Below are 25,533 nucleotides of genomic sequence, written 5' to 3' on the forward strand. Positions count from 1 at the left end.
ATTGCCTTGGAGTTTGCATGACTGCCCTTTCACCCACCTTGGAACTTGCCTTTGACCTGATTCGCCGCGCCTCGGTGACACCAGAAGATATCGGCTGCCAAGACTTGATGATGCAGCGCCTGCAAGCCTGCGGCTTCGCCTTAGAGCCCATGCGTATAGAAGAGGTCGACAACTTTTGGGCTAAACGCAGCGGCCGTGGTGAAGATGGCCCAGTGCTGTGTTTTGCCGGCCATACCGACGTCGTTCCCACCGGCCCACTCGGCGCGTGGCAATACCCGCCGTTTGAACCCTTGATTGATGATCAAGGCATGCTTTGCGGACGTGGCGCGGCCGACATGAAAGGCAGCCTGGCGTCGATGATCATCGCGGTCGAGCGCTTCGTCGCCGATCACCCCCAGCATAAAGGCGCCATCGCATTTTTAATCACCAGCGATGAAGAAGGCCCTGCTCTGCACGGCACCCGCGCGGTGGTTGAGCGCCTAGGCGCACGCAAAGAACGACTGGACTGGTGCATTGTTGGCGAGCCATCGAGCACCACCAAGCTAGGCGATATCGTCAAAAACGGTCGTCGCGGCTCGCTCAACGGCAAGCTCACCGTGCGCGGTGTGCAAGGTCACGTGGCCTATCCGCATCTAGCCAAAAACCCTATTCACTTAGCCGCGGCGGCCTTAGCCGAGCTGGCCGGTATTGAATGGGATCAAGGCAACGACTTCTTCCCGCCGACCAGCTTTCAAATCTCCAACATCAACAGCGGCACGGGTGCCACCAATGTGATCCCGGGCGAGCTGGACTGTTTGTTTAATTTCCGCTTCTGTACTGAGTCCAGCGTCGAAAGCCTGCAGCAGCGCATGCAAGCCGTGCTGGATAAGCACGATTTGGACTGGCATATCGACTGGAACCTCTCCGGCCTGCCCTTCCTCACCGAGCCCGGTGAATTATTGGCCGCCGTCAGCCACAGCATTCTGGCCGTGACAGGCCGCGAGACCACACCATCGACCTCTGGCGGCACCTCAGATGGGCGCTTTATCGCCACCCTCGGCACCCAAGTCGTCGAAGTCGGCCCGCTCAACGCCACCATTCACCAAGTGAACGAGCGAGTTCTCGCCAGCGACCTCGACCAGCTGACGGAAATTTACTATCAAACCCTCGTCAAGTTGCTCGCCTGATGCAGCTAACCTGCCCTCTTTGCCAGCAAGCGCTCGCGCTCAGCGAACAAGGTTTGGCCTGCACTCACGGCCATCGCTTTGACCGCGCCCGCCAAGGCTATTACAACCTGCTGCCGGTGCAGCACAAAAACAGCCGCGCCCCCGGCGACAACCCGCAAATGGTCGAGGCGCGGCGGCGCTTCTTGGCTGCAGGGCATTACGCCCCACTGGCCGCAGGCTTAGTTGAACGCGCACAGCAATTAGCCCCCGCCACGTGGTTGGACATCGGCTGCGGCGAGGGTTACTACACCGCCGAAGTCGCTCAAGCACTGCCCAGCAGTGACGGTCATGCCTTGGATATCTCGCGCGATGCGGTAAAGCGTGCCTGCCGTTTAGCCCCAGATCTGACTTGGATGGTGGCGAGCATGGCGCGTGTGCCCATGCCCAGCGCCAGTTGTGACGTGCTGCTGAGCGTGTTCAGCCCACTGGACTACCCAGAGGCCGCGCGCCTGTTAAAGCCCGGCGGTCACTTGTTACGCTTAGGCCCGGCCAGCGCACACCTGATGGAATTGCGCGAAAAAATCTACGACCAAGTGCGCCCCTACGACGACGCCAAGCACTTGACCAACTTGCCCAATAACTGGGATGTCGTGGACACCGGCACCGTGAGCTTTAACTTCACCCTAGAAAACCCAGCTGATCGCGCCGACTTGCTCGCCATGACCCCACACGGCTGGCGCGCCAGCGAAGAAAAACGCCAAGCGGTGATCGAGCAAACCCTCGTGGTGCAAGTCGCTGCGCGCTACGATATTGTGCAACGCCTGTCAGAGTGAGCAGCATGAGCCAGCCGGACATCGAGATTTACATCAAAGAAGCCGACTTCGACGCGGTACATGCTTGGCTAAGCCAAGCCATTGGCAGCAGCGGTGAGGTGCAGCACAAAGGTCAAACGCGACAATTCCTACTGGCTGACCGTATCCCTGCGGTATGGACCGAGAAAGCCGTTGGCCGCTGGCACAGCCTATGGCTACAAAGCGATGCCACGCCATGGCCTGACGATATCACCTGCGCACAAGCCGCCCATCACGCACTGGGTATCGCCGTGCGCTGCGTACCAGGCAGCTGGCAAGAGGCCGATGGCGAAGCCACTGCCGATGACTGGTTAGAGGTCAAAGACGGCAGCGTTAACCCCATTGTGTGGCGCATCTAAGCTAAGCCAGCTTTTTGCGCAGCAAAAAAAACCCGCACTCATTGGTGCGGGTCTTTTTATGCAGAAGACTTAGAGCGCAGCAACGTCTTCAGCTTGCAGGCCTTTCTGACCCTGAGCCACAGTGAACTCCACCTTTTGCCCTTCTACCAGGCTACGGTGACCTTCGCCGCGAATAGCACGGAAGTGAACGAAAACGTCCGGACCGGCAGCACGGGAAATAAAACCAAAGCCTTTAGTATCGTTGAACCATTTGACGGTTCCGATCTCACGATCAGCCATTACCACTCTCTCCAAGTCTTTCAATGTGATGTCCTGCTTGAGCACCAAACTCAACAGGGTGGGACCAACAGAAAACACGCTTTTTATTATGCTTATTGGCTTCCCGGTCAGATGACTTGGGAGGCGGGATAGGCAAAGGTGTTCCTAACGCGGCCTGTCCCGAGTATACCCACGCGAAGATGACTGAAAAGTGTTTTTGCCCATTTGTTAGAAAAGTCAGCCTATTTCTTGCATCGCTTGGCCAAAAAGACGCCTCGCAAGACCGCATCAGCGGCCAACACACATAAAAAAACGCCAAGCGGCGTGGCCGACTTGGCGTTTTAGTCGCAACGGTTATTGCGTAACGGGAGCTTGCTTGAGCTGCTCAGCCGTTTTGTTCAACGCTTGTGCTTGGTAAGGCTGCAAACGGAACAACCAGCCCTCAGGCGCGGTCAATTTAAGCGTCGAGCCTTCGGCCGCGGGCGCACGCTTGCTTAAACGCAACCAATGCGACTCGCCTTGCGCGTAAATCGCCCCTTGCACTTGATCGCCAACAAAACTGTCGAGGGTGAATTGCAGCAAGGGCTTACTGGCAAAAGTGAGTTGCTCAGCAGGCGCCACTTCGGCAAAGCCCAGCACAGTGAAGACATTGACCATGCTGTTAACCGCCGCATGATTCAACGAGGCCTCGCCCAGCTCGGCAACACGAAAGTTAATTTGCTGCGCGTTATCACGAGCCACCGTCACCGATTCACCCTTAGCGTGCTCGATGTGCAGCGACTTGATCGCCTGCAGCGGCATGCTGAGGATTTCATTGTTCAGCCAGTCCATGTCACTGCTGGGCAACAACAACGGCTTATCCAACAGCCACACTTGCTTGTCGCCCGGCAAGCGCACTAACTGACCACCGCTTTGACCGGCATTACCGACCAACAGCTTGAGTGCCGCGCCCTTGATGAACTTCAACGTCAACAAAGTCGCTGCGCCCTCGGCGCTGTCCGGATCGGCCAAGCCCAAGCGTGCGTGATACTCAGGATTGCTGGTTTTCGCTTCAATGCGCTTGGCTTCGCCCAAATTGCGCAGCAATTCAGTGACCGGCAAGGTATCGGCCGGATAGCCATTCTCGCTGGTCATGAGCCACTGCCCCTGACGCAAACGCAGCTCAATTTTCGGTGCTTCACCACGGTTAACGGTGATGCGATTCAGACTTGGCGCGCGCAACTTAAGGTCTGAAAACAGCACCTCACTGCCACTATTGGCGTTGTCTTCTTGGCGCAGGGAAAAAATCGCCAACAACATCAACGCCGTTGCTGCCAGTAAAAACCACAGGTTTCGATGTCCCATCGTGCCCTCCTTAAGCGTGACGACGGCGGCGCAGCAACAAGGCCAGCAACACCAACACCGTCAAAATCAACGGAATTAAGCCAATGTTGATGAACTTCAAGGTGCCGGCTAACTGTTCGATTTCAGCATTCAACTGAAAACGCACCTCGCGCAGCTCTTTGCGCAGCTGGATTTTTTCATTGAGGAACTGCTGCACCGTCGCTTGTTGCTCCGGCGATAGCTCAAACACCTTGCTCGGGTCATCGCTTTGTTGCAGCGAAGCGAGCTTCTGCTCGGTTTCGCTCAAGCGCTGCTGCAATACCTGCTCTTTGTCTTGCAGACGGGTTTCAGCCTGACGCTGCAAGCTCTCGACCACCGTGAACGGACGACTAAAGCGACCCCGCGAACGCACGCTGATCAGCGCCTCACTGCCCGACAAGTTGTCCAGCGCATTGATCACGAAGTTGGCGTTAGAGGCAAACGGCTGCGGTACGCGCTGACCGAAGAACTCTTGCACCTGCACCCACATGCGGTCGCTGAGCATGTCCGTGTCGGCTACCACGATCAGGTTGATGTTATCCGCCTGCTTTAAGCCATCTTTTTGCCCTTCGATCCCCTCAGGGAAGGCGGTTTTAGCCGGCCCAGTCACCCGAGCCGCCAGCGCATAACGCTCGCCCGTGGGTTCCATCTCGCGAAATAGCTCTTCAGGGTTACGCAGCACGGCAAAACGATTGCTGGCCATCGGCATCGCCATGTCAGAGCTTTGCACCAAAGGCGTCAGCTGCGTGGTGGCACCTTCAGCGGCACCGACAAAGCCTGAGGTCGCAAAGGCCAAATTATCTAAGCCGGCACTGACCACGTCGTCCGCATCTAAGCTGTCACTGTCGAGGTTCACCCAGCCCACATGACGCACCGGCTGCTGACCTTGGCCTAAGTTCACGCTCATGGCGTAACGGGCGTCAGCCAGCACCTTGCTTGAGTCATAAGCCACACCCCACGCCTTAAACAGCGCGGCTAAGTCCGAGGCCTTGTCGTTACTCATCGCATCGGTGAAGTCATTGGCTTGCTCACCCTCGGCGAACGGGTCAACAAACACCAGCAACTTGCCGCCGCGCAGAACAAATTGATCGATTGCGTACAAGGTTGCATCGGGCAATTGCTTGGGATGAATCAACAGCAACACGCCGATCTCTTGCGGAATCTGATCAACGCCGGCCTTGAGGCTTTTAATCTCAAACAGCTGACGCATTTCTTCCAACACCATCCACGGCTGCGTGGGCTGGCGGCTCATCATGTCGTAACCGCCGTTAACCGGCAGGCTCGAAATCAGCCCCACCGAGGGTTTTTCTGGCTTGGCCAGACCCTGAATTAACTGACTGAGTTGGTATTCCAAAAACTCTTCTTGATCGAGCGGGAAAAACGGAATGGTTTGCACGTCATCCAGCGCGTTGGTGCCGGCCAGACCAAAGTACAAGGTGTCACCGTTGGCATTCAGCGGCACGCCTTGCAGGCCAAAGGACGCCGCCTTGTCTTCCGCCTCGGAGAACGGTTCTGGGTCCACCACGCTTAAGCGCAACTTGCCATCGGCGGCGCGTTCATAGGCGCGCAACAGCTCTTCGACGCGGCTGGCGTAATTGCGCAGCGACACTAAGTCTTTAGCCGCCTTGTTGGAGTAGAAAAAATGCAGATTCACCGGCTCATCGAGGCTCGCCAGAATCTCGCGGGTACCGTCGGAAATGGTGAACAGTTTTTGTTCGGTCAAATCTAGCCGAGCACCGCTTAGGGTGAGGCTCGAAAAGCTGTTAAACACAACAAAGGCAATGGCCAACAACAACAGGCCCGTGCCGGAAAAAATCACTCGCTTCATGGCGCAGGCTCCTTAGTCAGCTTTCTTCAGATCAACCACGACCGCCGTCGCAGCTAGCCACACGGCGATCAGGGAGAGGAAATACAGCAGATCGCGCAGATCGATCACCCCCTGACTGATAGCCTGAAAACGGATCAGGAACGACAGGGATGCCACCGCATCCAGCAAGCCCTGCGGCGCCCAGCCATTAAAGGCATCCAGCACCAATGGAAAGCCGCTCACCACGAACAAGAAGCACGTGCTCACCGCCAAGATAAAGGCGATCACTTGGTTGCGGGTCAGTGCCGACATGCACGAAGCAATCGCCAAATAACCGCCGGCCAGCAGCCAGCTGCCCAAGTAGCCGGTCACAATTGCGCCGTTATCGGGGTCGCCGAGGTAATTCACGGTGATCACCATCGGGAAGGTCAGCAACAATGCCAAACCGGCAAACACCCACGCGGCTAGAAACTTGCCCAGCACACTGGCGCTGCGGCTGATCGGCAAGGTCATCAACAGCTCGATGGTGCCGCTTTTGCGCTCCTCCGACCATAAACGCATGCCAATGGCCGGAATCAAAAACAAATACAGCCACGGGTGAAAGTTAAAGAACGGCTGCAAATCCGCTTGGCCACGTTCAAAAAAACCACCCAGATAAAAGGTGAACACCCCAGCCAACACTAAGAAGATCACCAAAAACACGTACGCCAAAGGCGTGGCGAAGTAGCTCGCCAACTCGCGTTTAAACACTACTGACAAGCCCATCATGCCGCATCCCCCACGGTCAGACGGCGGAACACTTCATCCAAGCGTCCACGTTCCACATTAATTTCCGCTACCGGCCACTGTTGCTCGGCGAGCAAGGCATTCACTGCGGGAAAAATCACGGCATCGGCCTTAGCCAACACACTTAATTGCAAGCCATCGGCACTCACTTCCACCCCGGCTACACCGGGTAGCGCGTTGAGTGCGGCGCTGTCCACGGGTTTTTCCAGCACCAAACTCACCGCTTGGTGATACTTGGACTGACGCTCCAGCTCGTACGGCGTGCCATCTGCCACCACGCGACCTTGGGCGATGATCAGCGCACGGGTACACACCGCGCTGACTTCTTCAAGGATATGGGTGGAGACAATAACGATTTTGTCTTTGGCCAAGCTTTGAATCAGCTTGCGCACTTGATGCTTTTGATTCGGGTCTAAGCCATCGGTGGGCTCATCCAGAATCAGCACTTTAGGGTCGTGCAAAATGGCCTGCGCCAAGCCCACGCGGCGTTTAAAGCCTTTCGACAGGGTCTCGATGCGCTGCTCTAACACCGCCTCTAACTGCACTTTCTCAACCGCTGTTTGCACGGCTTGGCGCTTGAGGGCGCCCTTTAAACCACGCACTTCGGCAATAAAGCTTAAAAAGCCCGTGACGGTCATATCGCCATAGCAAGGCGCGCCTTCTGGCAGATAGCCAATCAGGCGCTGCGCGGCCAAGGTGTCGCGCTGAATATCGTGACCACAAATACTGGCGGTGCCTGAGCTTGGGGTTAAAAAGCCCGTCAGCATCTTCATGGTGGTGGATTTACCGGCCCCGTTGGGCCCGAGAAAACCGAGCACTTCACCGGCGGCAACCTTGAAAGACAAGGCATCTACGGCGGTGTGCGCGGCAAAGCGTTTTGTCAGTTGTTGAATTTCTATCATGACCTTCCACTTCCCAATGGAGCGCCCGACTGGACAACACGTCTGTCGGATCTGTGCTGCGGTACTCTAAGGAACACCGCACCGGCAATTCAAGACCGTTAAGGCGCTAAAAAGTTGCGCCAAGCCCTGTAATTTCAGGCGCTTAGCGGCAAAAGCAAAAATGTAAGCGGATTTTGCCGCCACACCCAAGTTACGGCACACTACGCGCACTCAAGCGACAAGTCCGCTTTTATCTGGCTGCTGTGCAGCCCCGACGTCAGGTATTTGTACTCCCATGACCCGTACCCCCTTTCGCCGCCTTGCCTTTGGTGCTTTACGCCGCTGGTTATTTCTTTGGGTTCGTTCAGAAACCATCCACCAAAGCGCCTTTGATTTAAAACTCGACCCCACGCTGCCCATCATTTATGTCCTGCAGCAGACCGCAGTGGCGGATTTAGCGGTCATGGATGCTGAATGCGCCAAAGCCGAGCTACCCCGGCCGATCTTGCCGCTGGCATTGGGCAAAGACAGCGAGCCGCACAGCTACTTCACGCTGGATCAAGGCCCTGGCTGGTTTGGCCGCAAGCGCAAACCCAATATGCCGCCGCGCCTGCAGCGCGTGATCGATGCGGTGGCGCAAGGTCAGGTCAGCGACGCACAAATCGTCCCCGTCACCGTATTTTGGGGGCAATCACCACGCAGCGAATCCAGCGCGTGGAAACTCATCTTTGCCGACAGCTGGGCGGTGACCGGCCGCTTACGCAAGCTGTTGGCGATCTTTATTCTCGGCCGTAAAACCCGCGTGCAGTTCTCTACCCCGCTGCGGGTGAGCGAATTACTCGCCCACGAAAAAGACCGCGAGCGCACTGTGCGCATGGCCCATCGTCTGCTGCGCGTGCACTTTCACAACATCAAAACCTCGGTGATCGGCCCTGACTTGTCGCACCGTCGCAACTTGGTGAAGGGGCTGCTGTACTCACCGCTGGTCCGTCAGGTGATTAACGAGGAAGCCAGCCGCGAAAAAATCAGCGTCGAAAAAGCCGAAAAGCGCGCCCTCAGCTACGCCAACGAGGTGGCTTCGGATTACTCCTACATCGCCATCCGCTTCTTAGAAGTGGTGCTGAAGTGGTTCTGGAACAAGATTTACGACGGCATCGACGTACACAACCTCGATGAAGTGCAACAAGTCGCGCAAGGCAGCGAAATCATTTACGTGCCCTGCCACCGCAGCCACATCGATTACCTGCTGTTGTCGTACTTGCTGTTTACCCGCGGCCTCAATCCACCGCACATTGCCGCCGGCATCAACCTCAATATGCCGGTGGTCGGCAGCTTGCTGCGCCGCGGCGGGGCGTTCTTTATGCGCCGCAGCTTTAAAGACAACCGCCTGTACACCGCCATCTTCAACGAATACCTGCACACCCTGTACGGCCGCGGCTTCCCGGTGGAGTTCTTTGTCGAAGGTGGCCGCTCGCGCACCGGCCGCACCTTGCTGCCACGCCCCGGCATGCTAGCCATTACCCTGCGCAGCTTTTTGCGCTCATCACGCAAGCCAATTGTGTTTGTGCCGGTGTACATCGGCTATGAACGCGTACTGGAGGGCCGCACCTACTTGGGCGAGCTGCGCGGCGCGAGCAAGAAAAAAGAATCGGTGTTCGATATTTTCCGCGTGCTCGGCGCGCTCAAGCAGCGCTTTGGCCGTGTTTCGGTCAACTTTGGCCAGCCGATTCACTTGGGCGAGTTCCTTGACCAACAGCGCCCAGGTTGGCGCGATGAGGACCATGGCGAACAATTCCGCCCTGACTGGCTAAACAGCGCCACCAACCAACTGGGCAGCACCATTGCCCAGCGCATCAACGCGGCAGCGGCGATCAATCCGGTCAACTTAGTCGCCTTGGCGCTGCTCTCCACGCCACGTCATGCGCTGGATGAAACCTCGCTGTGCCAGCTGCTGGATCTGTACTTAGGACTGCTGCGCCGCCAGAGTTACTCGGCGCACACCAGCCTGCCAGCCGGTGATGGCCAAGCGCTGATCAGCCACGTTGAGGGGCTGGATTTGATCGAGCGGCAAAAAGATGCGCTCGGCGATATCTTGTTGCTCGACGAGCAAAACGCCGTGCAGCTGACCTACTACCGCAACAACATCCTGCATGCCCTCGCCTTGCCGGCGCTGCTGGCCAGTTTTTTCCAAAGCGGGCAAAGCATCAGCCGCGCCGAAGTTCAGCGCCTAACGCGCGCGCTGTACCCCTTCTTGCAGGCCGAGCTATTTATTCGCTGGTCATTGGATGAGCTGGATGCGGTGATCGATCAATGGCTCGACGCCTTAATCGAGCAAGGCCTGATCCTGCAGCAAGACCAACAGCTGCAAGCGCCAGAAGCCAGTAGCCGCGAGTATGTCTTGCTCAACCTGTTGTCTCGCGCCATCAGCCAGACGTTGCAGCGCTTCTACATGGCCATTGCCTTACTGGTTAATCACGGGCAAAACACCCTCGATGCTGCCGGGCTAGAAACCCTGTGTACCGTGATGGCACAGCGCTTATCTATCTTGCATGGCCTGAATGCGCCGGAGTTTTTTGATAAGTCATTGTTCCGCCACTTTATCGCCACGCTGATCGCCCAAGGCGTAGTGCGCGCCGGTGACGATGGCTTGTTGGCCTTCCATGATGAGCTCAGCCTCACCGTGGAAAGCGCCGCCAAACGGGTGCTGCCGGCGGAGCTGCGCTTATCGATTCGCCAAGTAGCCAACAAACAAGCGCACGCAGCGGCCCCTGCGGCTTGACTACACTCGAAGGACGGCCGCTAACGGCCTTTCACTTTTGCAAGGAGATCGCCATGTCACTGTCACTCCCCACCCGCTGGTTACCGCGCCTAACCACCCTGCTGGCGGCTGCCAGTTTCAGCGTTTCGGTGATGGCCTTAAGCCTGAGTGACCTCAGCCAAGGCGACGCTACCAGCGCACTGCGCTCGGCACTGACCCAAGGCGCAGAAATGGCCGTGGACAGCCTCGGCAAAACCGATGGCTTTATGGGCAACCCTGAGGTGCGCATCGAGCTGCCGAGCGATTTAGGCAAGGCCGCCAAGATGATGAAAACCTTCGGCATGGGCAGCGAAGTATCGGCCTTGGAGCTGAGCATGAACCGTGCTGCCGAGGCCGCCGTACCGCAAGCCCGTCAATTACTGATTGATGCGGTAAAAAACATGAGCGTTAGCGACGCCAAGGGCATTCTCACCGGCGGCAACACCGCCGGCACTGAATACCTCAACCGCTCTAGCCGCGAGCAACTGCGCAGCCGCTTTTTGCCCATTGTTAAGCAAGCCACGGATCAAGTCGGCCTCGCCCAGCAATACAACACCTTTGCCGGTCAAGCGGCCAGCTTTGGCGTGATTGACGCCCAAAGCGCTAACTTAGAAAGCTATGTCACCGAACAAGCGCTGGATGGTTTGTTCACCCTGATCGGCGCCGAAGAGCAAAAGATTCGTCAAAACCCTGCCGAAGCCGCAGGCAGCTTGGCGAAAAAAGTCTTCGAACTGCTGTAAGCCTCACGGGGAGCCCGCATCCGCCAGCTCCCCGCTTTTACGCCTAAGCGCCTGCGTTAAGCCAGTGTCACCAGCAGCTCACCCTTGGCGACAATCTGCGCCTCACCGGCAATCAGCACGCGACCATTGACCAGCTCACAGCATAAATCGCCGCCACGGCGCGACAGCTGCTGCGCTGTCAGCGTGGTTTTACCTAAGCGTTCCACCCAAAACGGCATCAGCGCACAATGCGCCGAACCGGTGACGGGGTCTTCATCAATCCCCGCTTGCGGGGCAAAGTAGCGCGAGACAAAGTCACACGCTTTACCTTCTGCCGTCACGATCACGCCTTGATAGGGCCATTGCTTAATCGCCCGCAAATCAGGCGTGCAGGCCCTTAACGCGGCTTCGCTTTCTACGCGCAGCAGCAGATTAAGCCCCGCCACCGCCTCTAACACGGGGACACCCAGCGCTTGGCGCATCTCAGCGCTCACCGCCAACGGTGCACAAGGCTGCACGGGGAAGTCCAGTTGCAAGCGCCCTTGTCCGTCGCGCTGCACCCGCAGCTCACCCGACAGGCTGGCAAAGTGCAGCGGCAATTCAAGCCCGTAGACGTCGCTTAATATCTTGGCCGCCGCCAACGTGGCATGCCCGCACAGGTCGACCTCAATCGCAGGGGTGAACCAGCGTATGCGCAGGCCGCTTGGCGAGTCGCCGCTACTGTCAGGGCCAACGAACACGGTTTCCGCCAAGTTGTGCTCGGCCGCAATGGCCTGCATCTGCGCGTCTGGCAACCAGTGACTGAGGCGATAAACCATCGCCGGGTTGCCGGCAAACGGCTGATCAGTAAAAGCATCCACTTGATAAAAATTCAGTGCCACGTTGTTCTCCTTAAAGTACTAAGCGCTAGCCTGCGCCCAACCACCTTAACTGCACCAAAAGTTAACGCACAGTTACAGACCACGCGCAAAACAGGCGCACAGTCACTCACGAACAATCACCAATACCTGCCGATCTAACGCTAAAACCCGCAAAAAACGGGGCAAAACGCCACATTGGCACAGCCTCTGCAAAACCCACAGCACGGTCAGCACAACGGCGTGTCTGCCACCTTTTTCGTCTGCACGAGCCCTTGAGGCTCGGTGCGCAGGCCACGGTTTTATAACCATCCGCAAGGAGACACGCCATGTCACATCGCACACTCGCGACTGCTGTTTTTACCCTCTCTGCTTTAAGTGCGGCGCTCAGCGCCAATGCCCACGCCCAGAGCCTGAGTCAGCTCTGGAGCGAAGGTAAAGTTGGCCTCGACGCACGCTACCGCTATGAACACGTCGACCAAGATAACGCCCTGAACAATGCCAACGCGCAAACCTTACGCACCCGCATCACGCTGCAATCGGGGCAATGGTACGGCCTGTCAACCTTGGTCGAAGCAGACAACGTTAGCCGCATTGGCGATCAAAGCTACAACGACACCCGCAACCAGCAAGGCCAGTATTCCGTGGTCGCCGACCCTGATGGCAGCGAAATCAATCAGGCCTTAGTGCGTTATGACTTTGCGCAGGGTTATGCAGCGGCAGGCCGTCAGCGGATCAATCTCGACAATCAACGCTTTGTCGGCGGTGTGGCTTGGCGGCAAAACGAGCAAACCTATGACGGCGCCCTGGCGCAGATTAAGCCCATCGACGGACTCACCCTAACCTACGGCTACATCGATCAGGTCAACACCATTTTTGGCCCCGACGGCCAACATGGTTTTGTCGGCAACCCCGCCAATATTGAAGGCCACAGTCACTTGATCAACGCGCAATACGTGGTCGCCCCCGCGTTAACGGTCACCGGTTACCGTTACCTGTTAGGGCTAGACAATCTGGCCAACAAAACGCAATCCAGCGCCACCAGCGGCTTGCGCCTAACCGGCACGCTGGCTGACTTCAGCTATACCGCCGAATACGCCAGCCAAAGCGAATACGCCGGCAACCCCAAAGATATCGACGCCGACTATTACCTGCTCGAAGGGGCTTACAGCTTTAAGGCGTTGAACAATCTCACCCTCAAAGGCGGTTACGAAGTACTCGAAGGGGACAAGGACAGCAGCCAAGGCGCGTTTCAAACCCCGCTGGCAACCAAACATATGTTTCAAGGCTGGGCAGACGTGTTCTTAGCCACACCGCAAGCCGGGGTTAAAGACGCTTACTTTGGCGGCAGCATGCCGCTATTGGGTGGCAACCTGCAGGCGTGGTACCACGACTTTCGTGCCGAGACGGGCTCTAGCCATTACGGTGAAGAGTTCGATATTGCCTACGGCCACGCAGTGCCTTGGGTCAAAGGCATGAGCGCCTTGGTGAAGTACGCCCACTACGATGCCGATGATTTTGGCGTAGACACGCAAAAGCTGTGGCTACAACTGCAATACACCCTCTAAGCGCCAACCCTGCCCTGCACTGTCTGAAGCGGTGCAGGGCAGCCCTTGGACAAACAACCTGACCGATTAGCTTGTCTGGCAAGGAGCCGCCATGAACTGTCCCAGCCCCAGCTCCAGTCCCAGCCCCACTCGCCGCACACACCCAATGGCCACCCTCTGCCATTGGCTACTGGGCGTTGGCTTAATGTGCCCGCTGTTACTGTGTTCACCGAGCGCACAGGCACAGCTTAATGATGCCGAGGCGGTCAACGTCTCTGGTTTGCAGCGCATGCTGAGCCAGCGCATTGCCAAAGCCTATTTGATGCTGGGCCAAGACGTTCGCCCTGAGGTGGCGCAAACGCAACTCGACGATGCGCTCGCACTGTTCGACAGCAATCTTGAGCAGCTCGATAGCTACGCCCCCAGCGCAGAGATACAGCACGCGCTTAACCAAGTGCGCACCATTTGGCATCCGTACCGTGAGCAGGCCTTACAAACCCCGAGCAAAAAACACGCGCTCAGCTTGCTCGGGCGCAGTGATGAATTGTTAAGTGCGTGCGAACACGTGGTCGGTCTGATCGAACAGCACGCCAACAGTCACAGCGCCGTGCTGATCAATATATCGGGCCGCCAACGCATGCTGAGCCAACGCATTGCCAAGCTGTATCTGGCCCTCAGCTGGCGACTGAATGACGACCCACTGCGCGTGCAGTTTCAACAAGCGGTGAGCGAATTCGATAAGGCCCTGAGCCAACTGCAAGCGGCCCATGAAAACACCCCGCAAATCAACGCAAAGCTGCACAAAGTCGCCATGCAGTGGCGCTTCTCTCAAGCCGGCTTTCGCCTTTCAGACGAGCAGCGCTACGTGCCCGTGGTGATTTTTACCACCAGCGAGCAGCTGCTAAAGAAAATGCATGAGATCACTGGCCTGTATGAACACGCAATGGCCAGCGGGACCTAAGCCCCTTGCCAAGAGCCCGCATAAAAGCGGGCTCTTGGGCGCTGGCTATCTGTTGCTGACTACCTGTTGTTGTCTATAGGCTGCCGGCTATGGGTTGCGGGCTATGGGCTAGCGGTTAATGGTCGCTACGCACACGACGTACCGCATCTTGCCAGCCGGCGTACAAGGTATCGCGGCGGGAGTCTGCCAGTTGTGGGGTAAAGCTGCGCTGGCAGTGCCATTGCGTACTGATTTGCTCAAGGCTCTGGTAAATGCCGGCCTGCAAACCGGCCAAGTACGCCACCCCCAACGCGGTGGTTTCTGTCACCGTCGGCCGCTGTACCGTCACGCCCAAAATATCGGTCAAGAATTGCATGACCCAGTTGTTCTCCACCATACCGCCATCCACGCGCAAGGCGCTGGGGGCGGTGCCGCCATCGGCGTTCATCGCCTCCAGCAAATCGCGGGTTTGGTAGCACACCGACTGTAAGCCTGCGGTGACAATCTCTTTGATGCCGGTATCACGGGTCAGACCAAAAATGGCGCCACGCGCTTTCGGGTCCCAATACGGTGCTCCTAAGCCGGTGAAGGCCGGCACCAAATACACACCACAACCTTCACCGGTGGCCTCAGCCAAGGCTTCGGTATCACGCGCATGACTGATCAGCTGAATGCCATCGCGCAGCCACTGCACCGCCGCACCGGCGACAAAAATGCTGCCTTCCACGGCGTAGGTCACTTGCCCGTTTAGGCGATACCCCACGGTGGTCAACAGGCGATTTTGCGAGCGAATCGGCTCAGCGCCGGTATTCATCACCATAAAGCAGCCGGTGCCGTAGGTGCTTTTAACCATGCCCGGGGCAAAACAAGCTTGCCCCAGCAATGCAGCTTGCTGATCGCCAGCCATACCCAACACCGGAATCTCGGCACCGAGCATGTCCGCTTGGCAGACCCCAAAATCCGCCGCGCAATCTTCTACCTGCGGCAGCAAGCTGGCAGGGATCTCAAACAATTTGAGCAAATCCTCATCCCAGCACTGCTGGTGGATGTTGAACAGCAAGGTGCGTGAAGCATTGGTGGCGTCGGTCTTGTGCGATTTACCGCCGGTTAAACGCCACAGCAGGAAGCTGTCGATGGTGCCAAAGCGCAGCTCGCCTTGCTCGGCACGCGTTCGCGCACCCGGCACGTTATTCAGAATCCAGCGCAGCTTGGTGGCGGAAAAATATGGGTCGATCAACAGGCCAGTCTTATCGCTCACCGCCGCTTCATGACCGGCGGCTTTCAGCTCAGCGCAGTAATCGGCCGTGCGGCGGTCTTGCCAAACAATCGCCGGATGAATCAGCTTGCCGTTGGCGGCATCCCACACCACGGTGGTTTCACGCTGGTTGGTGATGCCAATCGCGGCCACATCGCTGGCGGCAATGCCGGCGCTAGCGATGGCCTCGCGACACACTTTGAGAGTAGTTAGCCAAATATCTTCGCCATCGTGCTCAACCCAACCGTCTTGCGGGAAGTACTGCTTGAACTCTTGTTGTGCCCGCGCCACTGGCAAACCTTGTGGACTGAACACAATGGCGCGACTGGATGTCGTGCCCTGATCGATGGCTAACAGATAATGACCCATACCGCTCTCCGGTGAAGTTTGTTGTTGTTTTGGCTGGCGTATACACAGCTAAGATTAATCGTTGCGGCCAATCGCCGCCCAGCTTGCTTGGCATAACTGCTGTAACGCTTGTGGGGCTAGCTCCACATCAAGCCCACGCTTGCCTGCGCTGACGTACATCTGCGTCATGGCTTGCGCGCTGCTATCGATGAAGGTGCGCAGACGTTTTTTCTGCCCCAATGGACTGATGCCACCAACACGATAACCGGTTACCTTCTCTGCCTGCTGCGGATTGGCCATTTGGACTTTTTTTGCACCGGCCGCGTGAGCCAAGGCTTTTAAGTCCAAGCTCCCGCTAACCGGCACCACCGCCACTAACAGCTCACCATCGGCTTCGGCGAGCAAGGTCTTAAACACCTGCTCAACCGGTAGATTAAGTTTTTGCGCCGCTTCTAATCCGTAAGAGGGCGCATTAGGATCATGCGCATACGGCAGAGCCCGGTGGGCAATACGCTGTTTCTCAAGTAGCTTTAGGGCCGGTGTCATGGACGCCCCCATGTTCGTTTGCGAAAATCGCAGGCAGCTTACTGACCCGCCCGCCCCTGGGCAAGACCTGATGCGGAGACCCTATGCACCTCGCCCCACGCCAACGCGACATTCTTGAACAAGTTCGTGATCGCGGCTACGTCAGTATCGACGAGCTGGTGCAAGCCTTTGCTGTGACTCCGCAAACCATTCGCCGCGACATTAACCAACTGGCGGAAAAAGGCCTGCTGCGGCGCTTTCACGGCGGCGCAGCCAGCGACTCGAGCACGCAAAACACCGCTTACGCCATGCGCGCCACACAAATGCGGGAAGAAAAGCGCCGCATTGCCGAAGCCATTGCCGCCGAAATCCCTAATCATGCCTCGTTGTTTATCAATATCGGCACCACCACCGAAGCCATCGCCCGCGCCCTGCTCAATCACAAAGGGCTGAAAGTGATCACCAACAACCTGCATGTCGCCAGCCTGTTAAGCGGCAACAGTGACTTTGAGGTACTTGTCGCAGGGGGCACCGTGCGCGCTGACGGCGGTGTCGTCGGTCAGCCCACCGAAGATTTTATCCGTCAGTTTCGAGCTGACTTTGCCCTGGTCGGCATTAGCGGCATTGATGATGATGGCAGCCTGCTGGACTTTGACTACCAAGAAGTGCGCGTATCGCAAGCCATTATTGATAACGCGCGGCAGGTCTTACTCGCCGCCGACTCCAGCAAGTTTGGCCGCAACGCCGTGGTGCGTCTTGGTGCGCTGAACATTGTTGATGCCTTGTACACCGACGCCCAACCCAGCAAAACCATCAGCCAACTGCTCAAGCAGCACAAAATCCCCCTGCACTTGGTTTAACCGCCACATCAGCGGCGGCGCGCACGCTCAGATCGCTGAGCGCGCGCCTCTCTTCAGCCTCTCTTCAGCCAGTCGCCCGTAGCTTTCTCGCAGCTTGCTCGCACCTTGCTCGCAACTTTCCCAACCCTTCTCCGCCGCTTTCCCACTTTGTGTTCGCCTCTAGCAGCACTACGCCTTCAGCGCTCCGCCGCTCGCCTCACGCATCAAATGCCACCACTTATCGCCCAAAGCAAAGAAAAGTCACAACAGGTGTTCTTTTTTGTATCTTTTGCGCTAGTATATTTTCGCAAACGAAAACAACCTCACCTTTTTATTATAAATAGCCAGGACGAGCCCAGCATGGCCAATCAAGCCCCACTCCCTAGCGATGAAACCCCTATCTATGACCTGTTGGTTGTTGGCGGCGGCATCAATGGTGTCGGGATTGCTGCCGATGCCGCCGGCCGAGGCTTGAAGGTTCTGTTGTGCGAACAACATGACCTGGCACAACACACCTCCTCGGCCAGCAGCAAGCTGATCCACGGCGGTCTGCGTTACTTGGAGCACTACGAGTTTCGCTTAGTACGCGAAGCGTTGGCCGAGCGTGAAGTGCTGCTCGCCAAAGCCCCCCACATCGTCAAGCCAATGCGCTTTATCCTGCCGCACCGCCCGCATCTAAGGCCGGCGTGGATGATTCGTGCAGGCTTGTTCCTGTACGACCATCTGGGCAAGCGCAAACAACTGGGCGGCTCCAATGGCTTGCGCTTAAACAGTGACAACCCGCTTAAGCCTGAGATGACCCGGGCGTTTGAATACTCCGACTGCTGGGTCGATGACGCCCGCTTGGTCGTCCTCAACGCCATGCAAGCACGCGAACTGGGCGCCGATATTCGCACCCGTACTCGCTGCACCGGCGCCAAGCGTGAGAAAGGCCTGTGGAAAGCCACGCTCAATAGTGAAAACGGCCAAAGCCAACGTGTTTTTGCCCGCGCCTTGGTCAACGCCGCCGGCCCTTGGGTAGCGCGCTTTATTGGCGAAGATTTGCAACAGCGCTCGCCGTACGGCATCCGCCTGATCAAGGGCAGCCACATCATCGTGCCGCGCCTTGAAGGCACCGAGAAGGCCTACATCATGCAGAACGAAGACCAGCGCATTGTCTTCGTTATTCCTTATCTTGATCGCTTCAGCATGATCGGCACCACCGATGTGGAATACCGTGGCAACCCTGCTGAAGTGGCTATCAGTGAAGATGAAATCAGCTACTTGCTGCAGATCACCAACGCGCACTTCAAACAACAGCTGTCACGCGAAGATGTGCTAACAACCTTTGCCGGCGTGCGGCCACTGTGTGACGACGAATCAGACGAGCCGTCAGCCATCACCCGCGACTACACCTTGTCATTGCAAGCCAATCCCGGTGAAGCCCCGCTGCTATCGGTGTTTGGCGGCAAGCTCACCACTTACCGGCGTTTGGCGGAAAGCGCCATGAGCCAGCTGCAACGCTTCTTCCCCCATCAGCGCAGCGACTGGACCGCCGACGCCCCGCTACCCGGCGGCGAAGACATGAGCAACGCCGAAGCCCTCAGCCAGCAACTGCAACAGCGCTTCCCGTGGCTGACACCCAGCCTTGCCCACCGCTGGGCAACCACCTACGGCAGTCGGGCTTGGCAATGGCTCGACGGCGCCAACAGCCTCGACGATTTGGGGCAGCACATCGGTGCGGGGCTGTACACCCGCGAAGTGGACTACTTGCGCCAGGCCGAATGGGCCGTCAGCGCTGAAGACATCCTGTGGCGACGCACCAAGCTGGGTCTATCCATGACACGCCCGCAGCAACTGGCACTGGTGCATTACTTGGAACAAGCCAATACCCACTCCAACGCGGCCTGATTGGTCACTCGTCAGGCTCTTTCTGCTCCCGCCGGCTTACCACCGGCGGGATTTTTTTATTTTTAAACCTGCTAAAAACACAAACCCCGACACAAGGTCGGGGTTCAGTGGATAGCGACGCGAGGACTTTAGCCCTTGGCGCGACCCTTGTACTCGTTGGTGCGGGTGTCGATTTCGATCAACTCGTCGTTCTCGATGAACGCAGCAACCTGCAGCTCGAAGCCGCTAGACAGCTTAGCCAGCTTCATCACCTTGCCAGAAGTATCGCCACGCGCAGCCGGCTCGGTATAAGCCACTTTACGCACGATGGTGGTCGGCAGCTCGATGGAGATCACCGCATCGTTGTAGAACACGGCTTCGCAGACGTCTTGCATGCCGTCTTCGATAAAGTTCGCCACGTCACCCAAGTCTTCTTTTTCGACTTCGTACTGGTTGAACTCAGGATCCATGAATACAAACATCGGATCAGCAAAGTAGGAGTAGGTCACGTCCTTACGCTCAAGGATTACCGGCTCCAGCTTGTCGTCAGCCTTGTAGACCGTCTCAGTGGCGCGGCCATCGAGCAGGCTCTTCAGTTTCATTTTAACAACAGCCGAGTTACGGCCAGACTTGTTAAATTCAGCCTTCTGGATTACCCATGGGCTGCCATCGATCAAGGCCACTTGGCCAGCACGGAACTCTTGTGCGGTTTTCATACGGTGTTTCCGATCAATAAAAAGGTGGAAAGCCGGGCACTATAACCAAGCGGCGTAAAATTGCACCAACTTTAACGCAAGATCCTCTTGCGCAAGCAACCGCTCGCGCCACGCCAAGTGGTTTTTTTTCAATGCCGGCAAGCACTTAAGCAGCTCAGGCCAATTATCACGCATATCGGCATGGGCATTCCATTGGCGATGAGCGGCCAGCAAGCATGCCCGCGTGTTTACATCCGCCGACTCAAGATACCAGGCCAAAAAAGCCTCTAATTTGTCGAGGTGCGCGTCTTCTTCTTGCGGGTAGATGTGCCACAGCAACGGCGCTGGAGCCCATTGCGCTCGCACAAAAGAGTCCTCGCCTCGCACCGCGTTGAAATCACAACTCCACAGCAGCTGGTCGTAGCTGTCCTGCGGCAAAAACGGCAGCACCACCAACGTCAGCGCACCGCGCTGCACAACATCCCCGACAGACAAACTCGCCAAGCCGAGCGCCTGTGCGGCCGGCGCCAACAAGCGACCGGCCGGCAGCAACGCGACCACCGCTTGCGGTGAGACTTGCCACGCTTGCAGCAATGACGCCAACGGCGCACCGGCATAAGCAAATAAAGACACGTAACAAGCGTCTGCACACCAAGGCACGCCCAGCGTTTGTAAAAACGCCTGCCGCTCGAAAGCCGCTTGCTCGGGCAACACACTGGCCTCGCGCAACAGGCCGCCAGTAGCCGGTGTGAAGCCTGGAAAGAAAAAATACTTAGATAAGCCCTGCTGCGGCGATGCCAAGCCGTGGCAGTCGGCTACCCACGCCTCGGCACTGAGGTATTCCAGATTTAGCCACAGTGGCGCACGCTGCCCTTGTGTCGTCGCAGCTTGCCGCATAGTGGCGCAATAGCTCTCGGGTAGATTGCAGGCGAAAGCCTCAATCACCACATCAGCCGGCTGCACTTGCTCGACCTGCGCATCCCAACGACAGACCAGCACCCCACCAAGCGACTGCACCGCCAGCGAAGCATCGGCCGCAGGCAACAGGTGCGCCAACGCGGCCAAATCATCGACCCACAAGCGCACCTGCTGCCCATGCTCCACCACTAACTGACGCGCCAAACGCCACGTCACGCCGATATCGCCGTAGTTATCCACCACCGCGCAAAAAATATCCCAGCGCGCGCTGGCCGGCGCACTCATCACGCTTGTGCAAGCGCCTGTGCGGCCGCTAACACCTCTTCGACATGGCCTTTGACTTTGACTTTGCGCCACTCATGGCGCAGTACGCCCTTGGCATCGAGCAAAAAGGTGCTGCGCTCAATGCCTTCGTATTCACGGCCGTACAGTTTTTTCAGCTTGATCACATCAAACACGCGGCACAGCGTTTCTTCAGGGTCACTGATCAACTCGAAAGGAAAAGTATGCTTGGCTTTAAAATTCTCATGCGTACGCAAGCTGTCTTTCGACACGCCAAAAATCAGCGTATTGGCCGCAGCAAAAGCCTCACTGTGGTCACGAAAGTCTTGGCCTTGCGTGGTGCAGCCTGGGGTGTTGTCTTTGGGATAAAAATAAATCACTACCTGCTTACCGTGCAGCGCGGCGCTATCCACGGACTGCGCACTGGTCGCTTCAGCGGTAAAAGCAGGAACAACGTGGTCGAGTGTTACGCTCATGTGGCCTCCTTAACGGTTTAACCGTGGGTCGGGCGCCACGGCTCGATAATCGCATCCAAGTTAAGCGAATCAGCAAAATCCAAAAATTGCTCACGCAGCCAGCTGATCTGAATGCCTTGCGGCAAGTTCACCGTCAGCGTGGCCGTCATCAGCAAGGTGGCACTGTGCGGCGCTTGGTAGGTGTCGCAGGTCATCGCTTCCAGCTCAATGTTGTGCACCGCAAAAAACTGGCACAACTCATTGAGGATATCGGCGCGGTACGCCGCATTGGCGTACACCACATAGGGCAAGCCTGTGCTGCGCGGGCTATTGACCGGCGTGCGTAACACACTGACCTGCCAACCCAAACGCTTACCCAGCGGCGCGAGGCTGCCCTCAAGGCGCGCCAAGGCATCCCAGCTGCCGGAGGCCTGCACCACCAAGGCACCGGCTTGCGAATGGCGGCTCAAGCGCGAGGCGCTAATCGAGCAGCGCGCCTCTAAACATAAGCGGCACAATTCGCTGGCCATGCTGCGAGGATCATCCCCTAGGACGGTGATTAACAGCTGTTGCTCGCGGGGTGTTTCTTGGCTCATAGGGGGCAGATTCGCTCAAGACATCGAAAAACGGTGGGCAAGGGTACCCAAAAGCATAGGCCTAGGAAACACACCACGCCCAGTCCGCGCTTGTCGGCAGCCTTTGTTGGCCAGTACCATTACGCCTTTCGTTTATACACCCCGCAGGAGTGGTTCGCATGATTTGCGGCAGTATGGTGGCGCTGGTCACACCCATGGATGCACAAGGTCGTCTGGATTTGGACGCCCTGCACAAACTGGTGGACTTCCACCTGCAGGAAGGCACCAACGCCATCGTCGCTGTTGGCACCACAGGCGAATCCGCCACGCTGGACTTCGACAGCGAGCACATCGATGTGATTCGCCGCATCGTGCAGCAAGTGGCTGGACGCATCCCCGTGATCGCCGGCACCGGTGCCAACTGCACCCGTGAGGCCATCGAGTGGACCCAAGCGGCCAAAGAAGTTGGCGCAGACGCCGCCCTCTTGGTCACCCCGTATTACAACAAGCCCACGCAAGAGGGCTTGTACCTGCACCACCGCGCCATCGCCGAAGCGGTCGCCATTCCGCAGATTCTCTACAACGTGCCAGGCCGCACCGCCTGCGACATGCTGCCTGAGACCGTCGAGCGCCTGGCCAAGATCAGCAATATCGTCGCCATCAAAGATGCCACCGGCAATCTGGAGCGCGGCAAAGAAATGCTCGAGCGCCTGCCCAAAGATTTCGCCGTCTACTCTGGCGATGATCCAACCGCGGTCGAGCTGATCCTGATGGGTGGCAAAGGCAATATTTCCGTCACCGCCAACATCACACCGCGTTTGATGAGCGAAATGTGCGCCGCGGCATTAGCCGGCGATGCCGATAAGGCCCGCGCACTCAACGATCAAATGATGCCGCTGCATAAAAATCTATTTATCGAAGCCAATCCGATCCCAGCCAAGTTCGCACTGCACGAAATGGGCTTGATTCAGGAAGGGATTCGTTTGCCGCTGACCTGGCTCAGCCCGCGCTGCCAAGAACCGGTGCGCCAAGCGCTGCGTCAAACCGGCGTCATCGCCTAATAAAAAGGATTTGGGGGAATCAATGAAACACCTTGCCAAGCTGTCAGTACTCACCCTTGCCATCGCCGGCGCTTCCGGCTGCGGCTGGATCTACGGTGAGAAAGGCTATTTCCGCGATCGTAGCGATGACTACCTAAAAGACCGCGTGGTCGCACCGATGCAAGTACCGGCCGGCCAAGAAACACGCCCGCTCGATCCGCTGCTGGCCATCCCCAGCAACGTCTCGCTGCCGACCACCAAGCCCGGCGAATACGAAGTACCGCGCCCCACCGCCATGCGCATCAAAGAAAACAGCAGTGAGTTCAGCCTGCAAAAGCAAGGCGAGCGCCGCTGGGTGATTGCCCAACGCTTGCCGAGCGAGCTGTGGCCCGCCACACGTCAATTCTTTGATGACAACGGCTTCAACCTAACCCGCGAACGCCCACAAACCGGCGAGCTTGACGCCAGCTGGGTTGAACTAAGCCAGCTGAACAGCGCACTGCAAAGCCGCCTGCAAAGCCGCGTACAAAACCTCTCGCCGACCCAGCACCTTGCCGTGCGCATTGAGCCCGGCGTGCAGCGCAACACCAGCGAAATCCACGTCACCGCAGCTCCCAGCAGCGCCAGCCTTGAAGGCGCCCTGCTAGATGAGCTGATGCTAGCCCTGGCGCGCAATGAAGAGCGCGGCGGCTCCGTGTCGCTGTTGGCCGGCAATCAGCAGCCTAGCGGTCAATTCTTCGACAGCCCTGGTCGCGTCAACTACAGCGAAGACGGCAACGGCATGCCTTTGCTGAACCTTGATAGCGACTTCAACCGCGCGTGGTCCAGCGTTGGTCGTGCCTTGGAAGAAGCCGACATCCGCGTCGACGACCTCAACCGCACGCAAGGCATTTACTACATCAACATTGCCGAAGGCTCCCGCAAGAAAGCCGAAGAGAAAAAAGGCTGGTTCAGCGGCATGTTCTCCTCCGATGAAAAATACGACGAGAACACCCCAGGCGAGCGCTACCAACTGCGCTTGACGCAGTACGGCGAGCGAATCCAGATCAACCTGGAAAAGAGCATCGAAACCGCCGCGCCGGTCGACGTCTCGCGTGAAGTGCTGCAACGCATCCAAGAATACCTGTATTAAACCCCGTGGCGCGCCACAGGTCGCGCGCCACTTTAACCAGTAAAAGCAAGGGCTAGACTATCAGCGTCTGGCCCTTGCCCATTAACCGCCCTGTGGAGACCCCCCATGGAAAAACGTGACGAGCTGTACCGCGGCAAAGCCAAGTCCGTGTACACCACCGATGATGCCGACCGCTTGGTATTGCTGTTCCGTAACGACACCTCTGCTTTTGACGGCAAAAAAGTCGAACAGCTAGACCGCAAGGGCATGGTTAACAACAAATTCAACGCTTTCATCATGCAAAAGCTTGAAGAAGCCGGCGTACCGACCCAGTTCGACGCCCTGCTCTCTGACAACGAGTGCTTGGTCAAAAAGCTGAAAATGATCCCCGTTGAGTGCGTGGTACGTAACTTCGCCGCGGGCTCCTTGGTGCGCCGTCTAGGCTTGGAAGAAGGCCTTGAGCTGAAGCCCTCAACCTTCGAGCTATTCCTCAAAGACGACGCTCTAGGCGACCCCTTCATCAACGAATCGCACGTGCAAGCCTTCGGCTGGGCTACCCCAGAGCAATTGGCGCGCATGAAAGAGCTGTCGTTAAAGGTCAACCAAGTATTGAGCCAGCTGTTCGACGCCGCCGGCCTGCTACTGGTCGACTTCAAGCTCGAATTTGGCGTATTCCACGGCGACATCGTCCTCGGCGATGAGTTCTCACCCGACGGCTGCCGTCTGTGGGACAAAGAAACCCGCAAGAAGATGGATAAAGACCGCTTCCGCCAAGGCCTTGGCGATGTTATCGAGTCCTACGAAGAAGTCGCCAAGCGCATCGGCGTAGTGCTGTAAAAAAGCTTTAAAATCATCAGCCTGGCAGGGTGTCACACCCCGCCAGAGCTGTTATGATGCGCGCCCACGGAGAGGTGCCGGAGTGGCCGAACGGGACGGATTCGAAATCCGTTGTACGGGAAACCGTACCTAGGGTTCAAATCCCTATCTCTCCGCCATATTTAGCTTAAAGATCAAGGGCTTAGTAGAAACCACTACTAGGCCCTTTTTCTTTGCACAGGCTAATTTGGCGTAATCATGGGAGAATCCCCCTGCATTGACGTAACGAATGTACGCGACATAGAGTCGCTCTTGATGCCCCTTAGAGCTACAGATTGAGTCGTGGTCATATAGCACTCAGCCACAACGCAGCTACACGCCACTTTTCTGCGCGTTGCTTTACCGTTAACTTTGGTATTTTGTTCTGACCACGCGGTGCCGTCTGCAGGTTCGCCGGCGGATTATTTGCGCTAAGCAATGAACGGTTTTGACAGCA

At 57.4% G+C, this 25,533-nt stretch carries 24 protein-coding genes and 1 tRNA gene; 13 read left to right on the top strand and 12 right to left on the bottom strand.

All coding sequences use genetic code 11. The features are described 5' to 3' along the window. Positions 1-17 precede the first annotated feature (17 nt). The 3 genes from dapE to MKI83_RS06160 are packed head-to-tail and all read left to right on the top strand — an operon-like array spanning position 18 to position 2,355. The gene (dapE, locus tag MKI83_RS06150; RefSeq protein WP_241584049.1) at positions 18-1,166 is read left to right on the top strand and encodes a succinyl-diaminopimelate desuccinylase; all 1,149 of its coding nucleotides are present in this window, start codon (positions 18-20) and stop codon (positions 1,164-1,166) included. Next, the gene (locus tag MKI83_RS06155; protein WP_241584050.1) at positions 1,166-1,978 is read left to right on the top strand and encodes a putative RNA methyltransferase; all 813 of its coding nucleotides are present in this window, start codon (positions 1,166-1,168) and stop codon (positions 1,976-1,978) included. The genes dapE and MKI83_RS06155 overlap by 1 nt, the downstream gene beginning before the upstream one ends. Before the next feature lie 5 nt (positions 1,979-1,983). Next, positions 1,984-2,355, top strand: coding sequence for a hypothetical protein (locus MKI83_RS06160; protein ID WP_241584052.1), 372 nt, complete (start codon positions 1,984-1,986; stop codon positions 2,353-2,355). A gap of 69 nt (positions 2,356-2,424) precedes the next feature. On the opposite strand, the gene MKI83_RS06165 is transcribed toward MKI83_RS06160, so the two are convergent. From MKI83_RS06165 to MKI83_RS06185, 5 genes are all read right to left on the bottom strand, one after another. Next, a complete protein-coding gene (locus MKI83_RS06165; protein WP_241584054.1) occupies positions 2,425-2,634 on the bottom strand; it encodes a cold-shock protein in 210 nt (69 codons plus the stop codon). Between the two features lie 333 nt (positions 2,635-2,967). Further along, entirely contained in the window at positions 2,968-3,957 is a 990-nt protein-coding gene (locus MKI83_RS06170) for a DUF4340 domain-containing protein (protein WP_241584056.1), read from the bottom strand. Positions 3,958-3,967: 10 nt separating this feature from the next. Further along, positions 3,968-5,803, bottom strand: a complete 1,836-nt coding sequence (locus MKI83_RS06175) for a GldG family protein (RefSeq protein ID WP_241584058.1) — start codon at positions 5,801-5,803, stop codon at positions 3,968-3,970. A gap of 12 nt (positions 5,804-5,815) precedes the next feature. After that, on the bottom strand, positions 5,816-6,550 hold the full coding sequence (locus MKI83_RS06180) for an ABC transporter permease subunit (RefSeq protein ID WP_241584060.1): 735 nt from the start codon (positions 6,548-6,550) through the stop codon (positions 5,816-5,818). Beyond that, on the bottom strand, positions 6,547-7,470 hold the full coding sequence (locus MKI83_RS06185; RefSeq protein ID WP_241584062.1) for an ABC transporter ATP-binding protein: 924 nt from the start codon (positions 7,468-7,470) through the stop codon (positions 6,547-6,549). Before MKI83_RS06185 ends, MKI83_RS06180 begins: the two co-directional genes overlap by 4 nt. Before the next feature lie 274 nt (positions 7,471-7,744). Between MKI83_RS06185 and plsB the strand changes: the two genes are divergently transcribed. Continuing rightward, the gene (gene plsB, locus MKI83_RS06190) at positions 7,745-10,228 is read left to right on the top strand and encodes a glycerol-3-phosphate 1-O-acyltransferase PlsB (protein WP_241584064.1); all 2,484 of its coding nucleotides are present in this window, start codon (positions 7,745-7,747) and stop codon (positions 10,226-10,228) included. A 53-nt stretch (positions 10,229-10,281) separates the two neighbouring features. Continuing rightward, entirely contained in the window at positions 10,282-10,986 is a 705-nt protein-coding gene (locus MKI83_RS06195) for a DUF4197 domain-containing protein (RefSeq protein WP_370867359.1), read from the top strand. A gap of 56 nt (positions 10,987-11,042) precedes the next feature. Here MKI83_RS06195 and MKI83_RS06200 read toward each other — a convergent pair whose 3' ends face one another. Further along, entirely contained in the window at positions 11,043-11,846 is an 804-nt protein-coding gene (locus tag MKI83_RS06200) for a PhzF family phenazine biosynthesis protein (protein ID WP_241584065.1), read from the bottom strand. Between the two features lie 305 nt (positions 11,847-12,151). On the opposite strand from MKI83_RS06200, the gene MKI83_RS06205 reads away from it, so the two are divergent. Both MKI83_RS06205 and MKI83_RS06210 read left to right on the top strand, forming a co-directional pair. Beyond that, positions 12,152-13,390 carry an alginate export family protein gene (locus MKI83_RS06205; RefSeq protein ID WP_241584066.1) on the top strand — a complete coding sequence of 413 codons (1,239 nt, stop codon included), beginning with the start codon at positions 12,152-12,154 and terminating at the stop codon, positions 13,388-13,390. A 91-nt stretch (positions 13,391-13,481) separates the two neighbouring features. After that, entirely contained in the window at positions 13,482-14,330 is an 849-nt protein-coding gene (locus MKI83_RS06210) for a type IV pili methyl-accepting chemotaxis transducer N-terminal domain-containing protein (protein WP_241584067.1), read from the top strand. A 115-nt stretch (positions 14,331-14,445) separates the two neighbouring features. Here the strand turns inward: MKI83_RS06210 and glpK are convergent, their stop codons facing one another. Continuing rightward, positions 14,446-15,933 (bottom strand): glycerol kinase GlpK, encoded by a 1,488-nt coding sequence (gene glpK, locus MKI83_RS06215; protein ID WP_241584068.1) that lies wholly within the window; start codon positions 15,931-15,933, stop codon positions 14,446-14,448. 54 nt (positions 15,934-15,987) lie between these two features. Then, positions 15,988-16,458, bottom strand: coding sequence for a Cys-tRNA(Pro) deacylase (gene ybaK / locus MKI83_RS06220; RefSeq protein WP_241584069.1), 471 nt, complete (start codon positions 16,456-16,458; stop codon positions 15,988-15,990). Positions 16,459-16,541: 83 nt separating this feature from the next. Between ybaK and MKI83_RS06225 the strand changes: the two genes are divergently transcribed. Beyond that, positions 16,542-17,297: a DeoR/GlpR family DNA-binding transcription regulator gene (locus tag MKI83_RS06225; protein ID WP_241584070.1), complete on the top strand. Its 756-nt coding sequence runs from the start codon at positions 16,542-16,544 to the stop codon at positions 17,295-17,297. A gap of 339 nt (positions 17,298-17,636) precedes the next feature. Continuing rightward, positions 17,637-19,166, top strand: a complete 1,530-nt coding sequence (glpD, locus tag MKI83_RS06230) for a glycerol-3-phosphate dehydrogenase (RefSeq protein WP_241584071.1) — start codon at positions 17,637-17,639, stop codon at positions 19,164-19,166. A 128-nt stretch (positions 19,167-19,294) separates the two neighbouring features. On the opposite strand, the gene efp is transcribed toward glpD, so the two are convergent. From efp to MKI83_RS06250, 4 genes are read right to left on the bottom strand one after another with little or no spacing between them, the layout of a single operon-like run. Beyond that, positions 19,295-19,861 (bottom strand): elongation factor P, encoded by a 567-nt coding sequence (gene efp / locus MKI83_RS06235; RefSeq protein ID WP_241584073.1) that lies wholly within the window; start codon positions 19,859-19,861, stop codon positions 19,295-19,297. A 39-nt stretch (positions 19,862-19,900) separates the two neighbouring features. Next, complete coding sequence (earP, locus tag MKI83_RS06240) at positions 19,901-21,043, bottom strand: elongation factor P maturation arginine rhamnosyltransferase EarP (protein WP_241584075.1); 1,143 nt, start codon at positions 21,041-21,043, stop codon at positions 19,901-19,903. Then, positions 21,043-21,516, bottom strand: coding sequence for a peroxiredoxin (locus MKI83_RS06245; protein WP_241584077.1), 474 nt, complete (start codon positions 21,514-21,516; stop codon positions 21,043-21,045). Before MKI83_RS06245 ends, earP begins: the two co-directional genes overlap by 1 nt. A 17-nt stretch (positions 21,517-21,533) precedes the next feature. Next, complete coding sequence (locus MKI83_RS06250; RefSeq protein ID WP_241584079.1) at positions 21,534-22,091, bottom strand: glycine cleavage system transcriptional repressor; 558 nt, start codon at positions 22,089-22,091, stop codon at positions 21,534-21,536. Positions 22,092-22,249: 158 nt separating this feature from the next. Between MKI83_RS06250 and dapA the strand changes: the two genes are divergently transcribed. From dapA to MKI83_RS06270, 4 genes are all read left to right on the top strand, one after another. Then, positions 22,250-23,131 carry a 4-hydroxy-tetrahydrodipicolinate synthase gene (gene dapA / locus MKI83_RS06255; RefSeq protein ID WP_241584081.1) on the top strand — a complete coding sequence of 294 codons (882 nt, stop codon included), beginning with the start codon at positions 22,250-22,252 and terminating at the stop codon, positions 23,129-23,131. Positions 23,132-23,153: 22 nt separating this feature from the next. Next, on the top strand, positions 23,154-24,242 hold the full coding sequence (bamC, locus tag MKI83_RS06260; protein WP_241584082.1) for an NlpB/DapX family lipoprotein: 1,089 nt from the start codon (positions 23,154-23,156) through the stop codon (positions 24,240-24,242). Between the two features lie 105 nt (positions 24,243-24,347). Beyond that, the gene (gene purC / locus MKI83_RS06265) at positions 24,348-25,058 is read left to right on the top strand and encodes a phosphoribosylaminoimidazolesuccinocarboxamide synthase (RefSeq protein ID WP_241584084.1); all 711 of its coding nucleotides are present in this window, start codon (positions 24,348-24,350) and stop codon (positions 25,056-25,058) included. A 68-nt stretch (positions 25,059-25,126) separates the two neighbouring features. Next, positions 25,127-25,216, top strand: a tRNA-Ser gene (locus tag MKI83_RS06270). Positions 25,217-25,533: the final 317 nt, after the last annotated feature.

The sequence above is a fragment of the Atopomonas sediminilitoris genome (genome assembly GCF_022601735.1).
Classification (GTDB): domain Bacteria; phylum Pseudomonadota; class Gammaproteobacteria; order Pseudomonadales; family Pseudomonadaceae; genus Atopomonas; species Atopomonas sediminilitoris.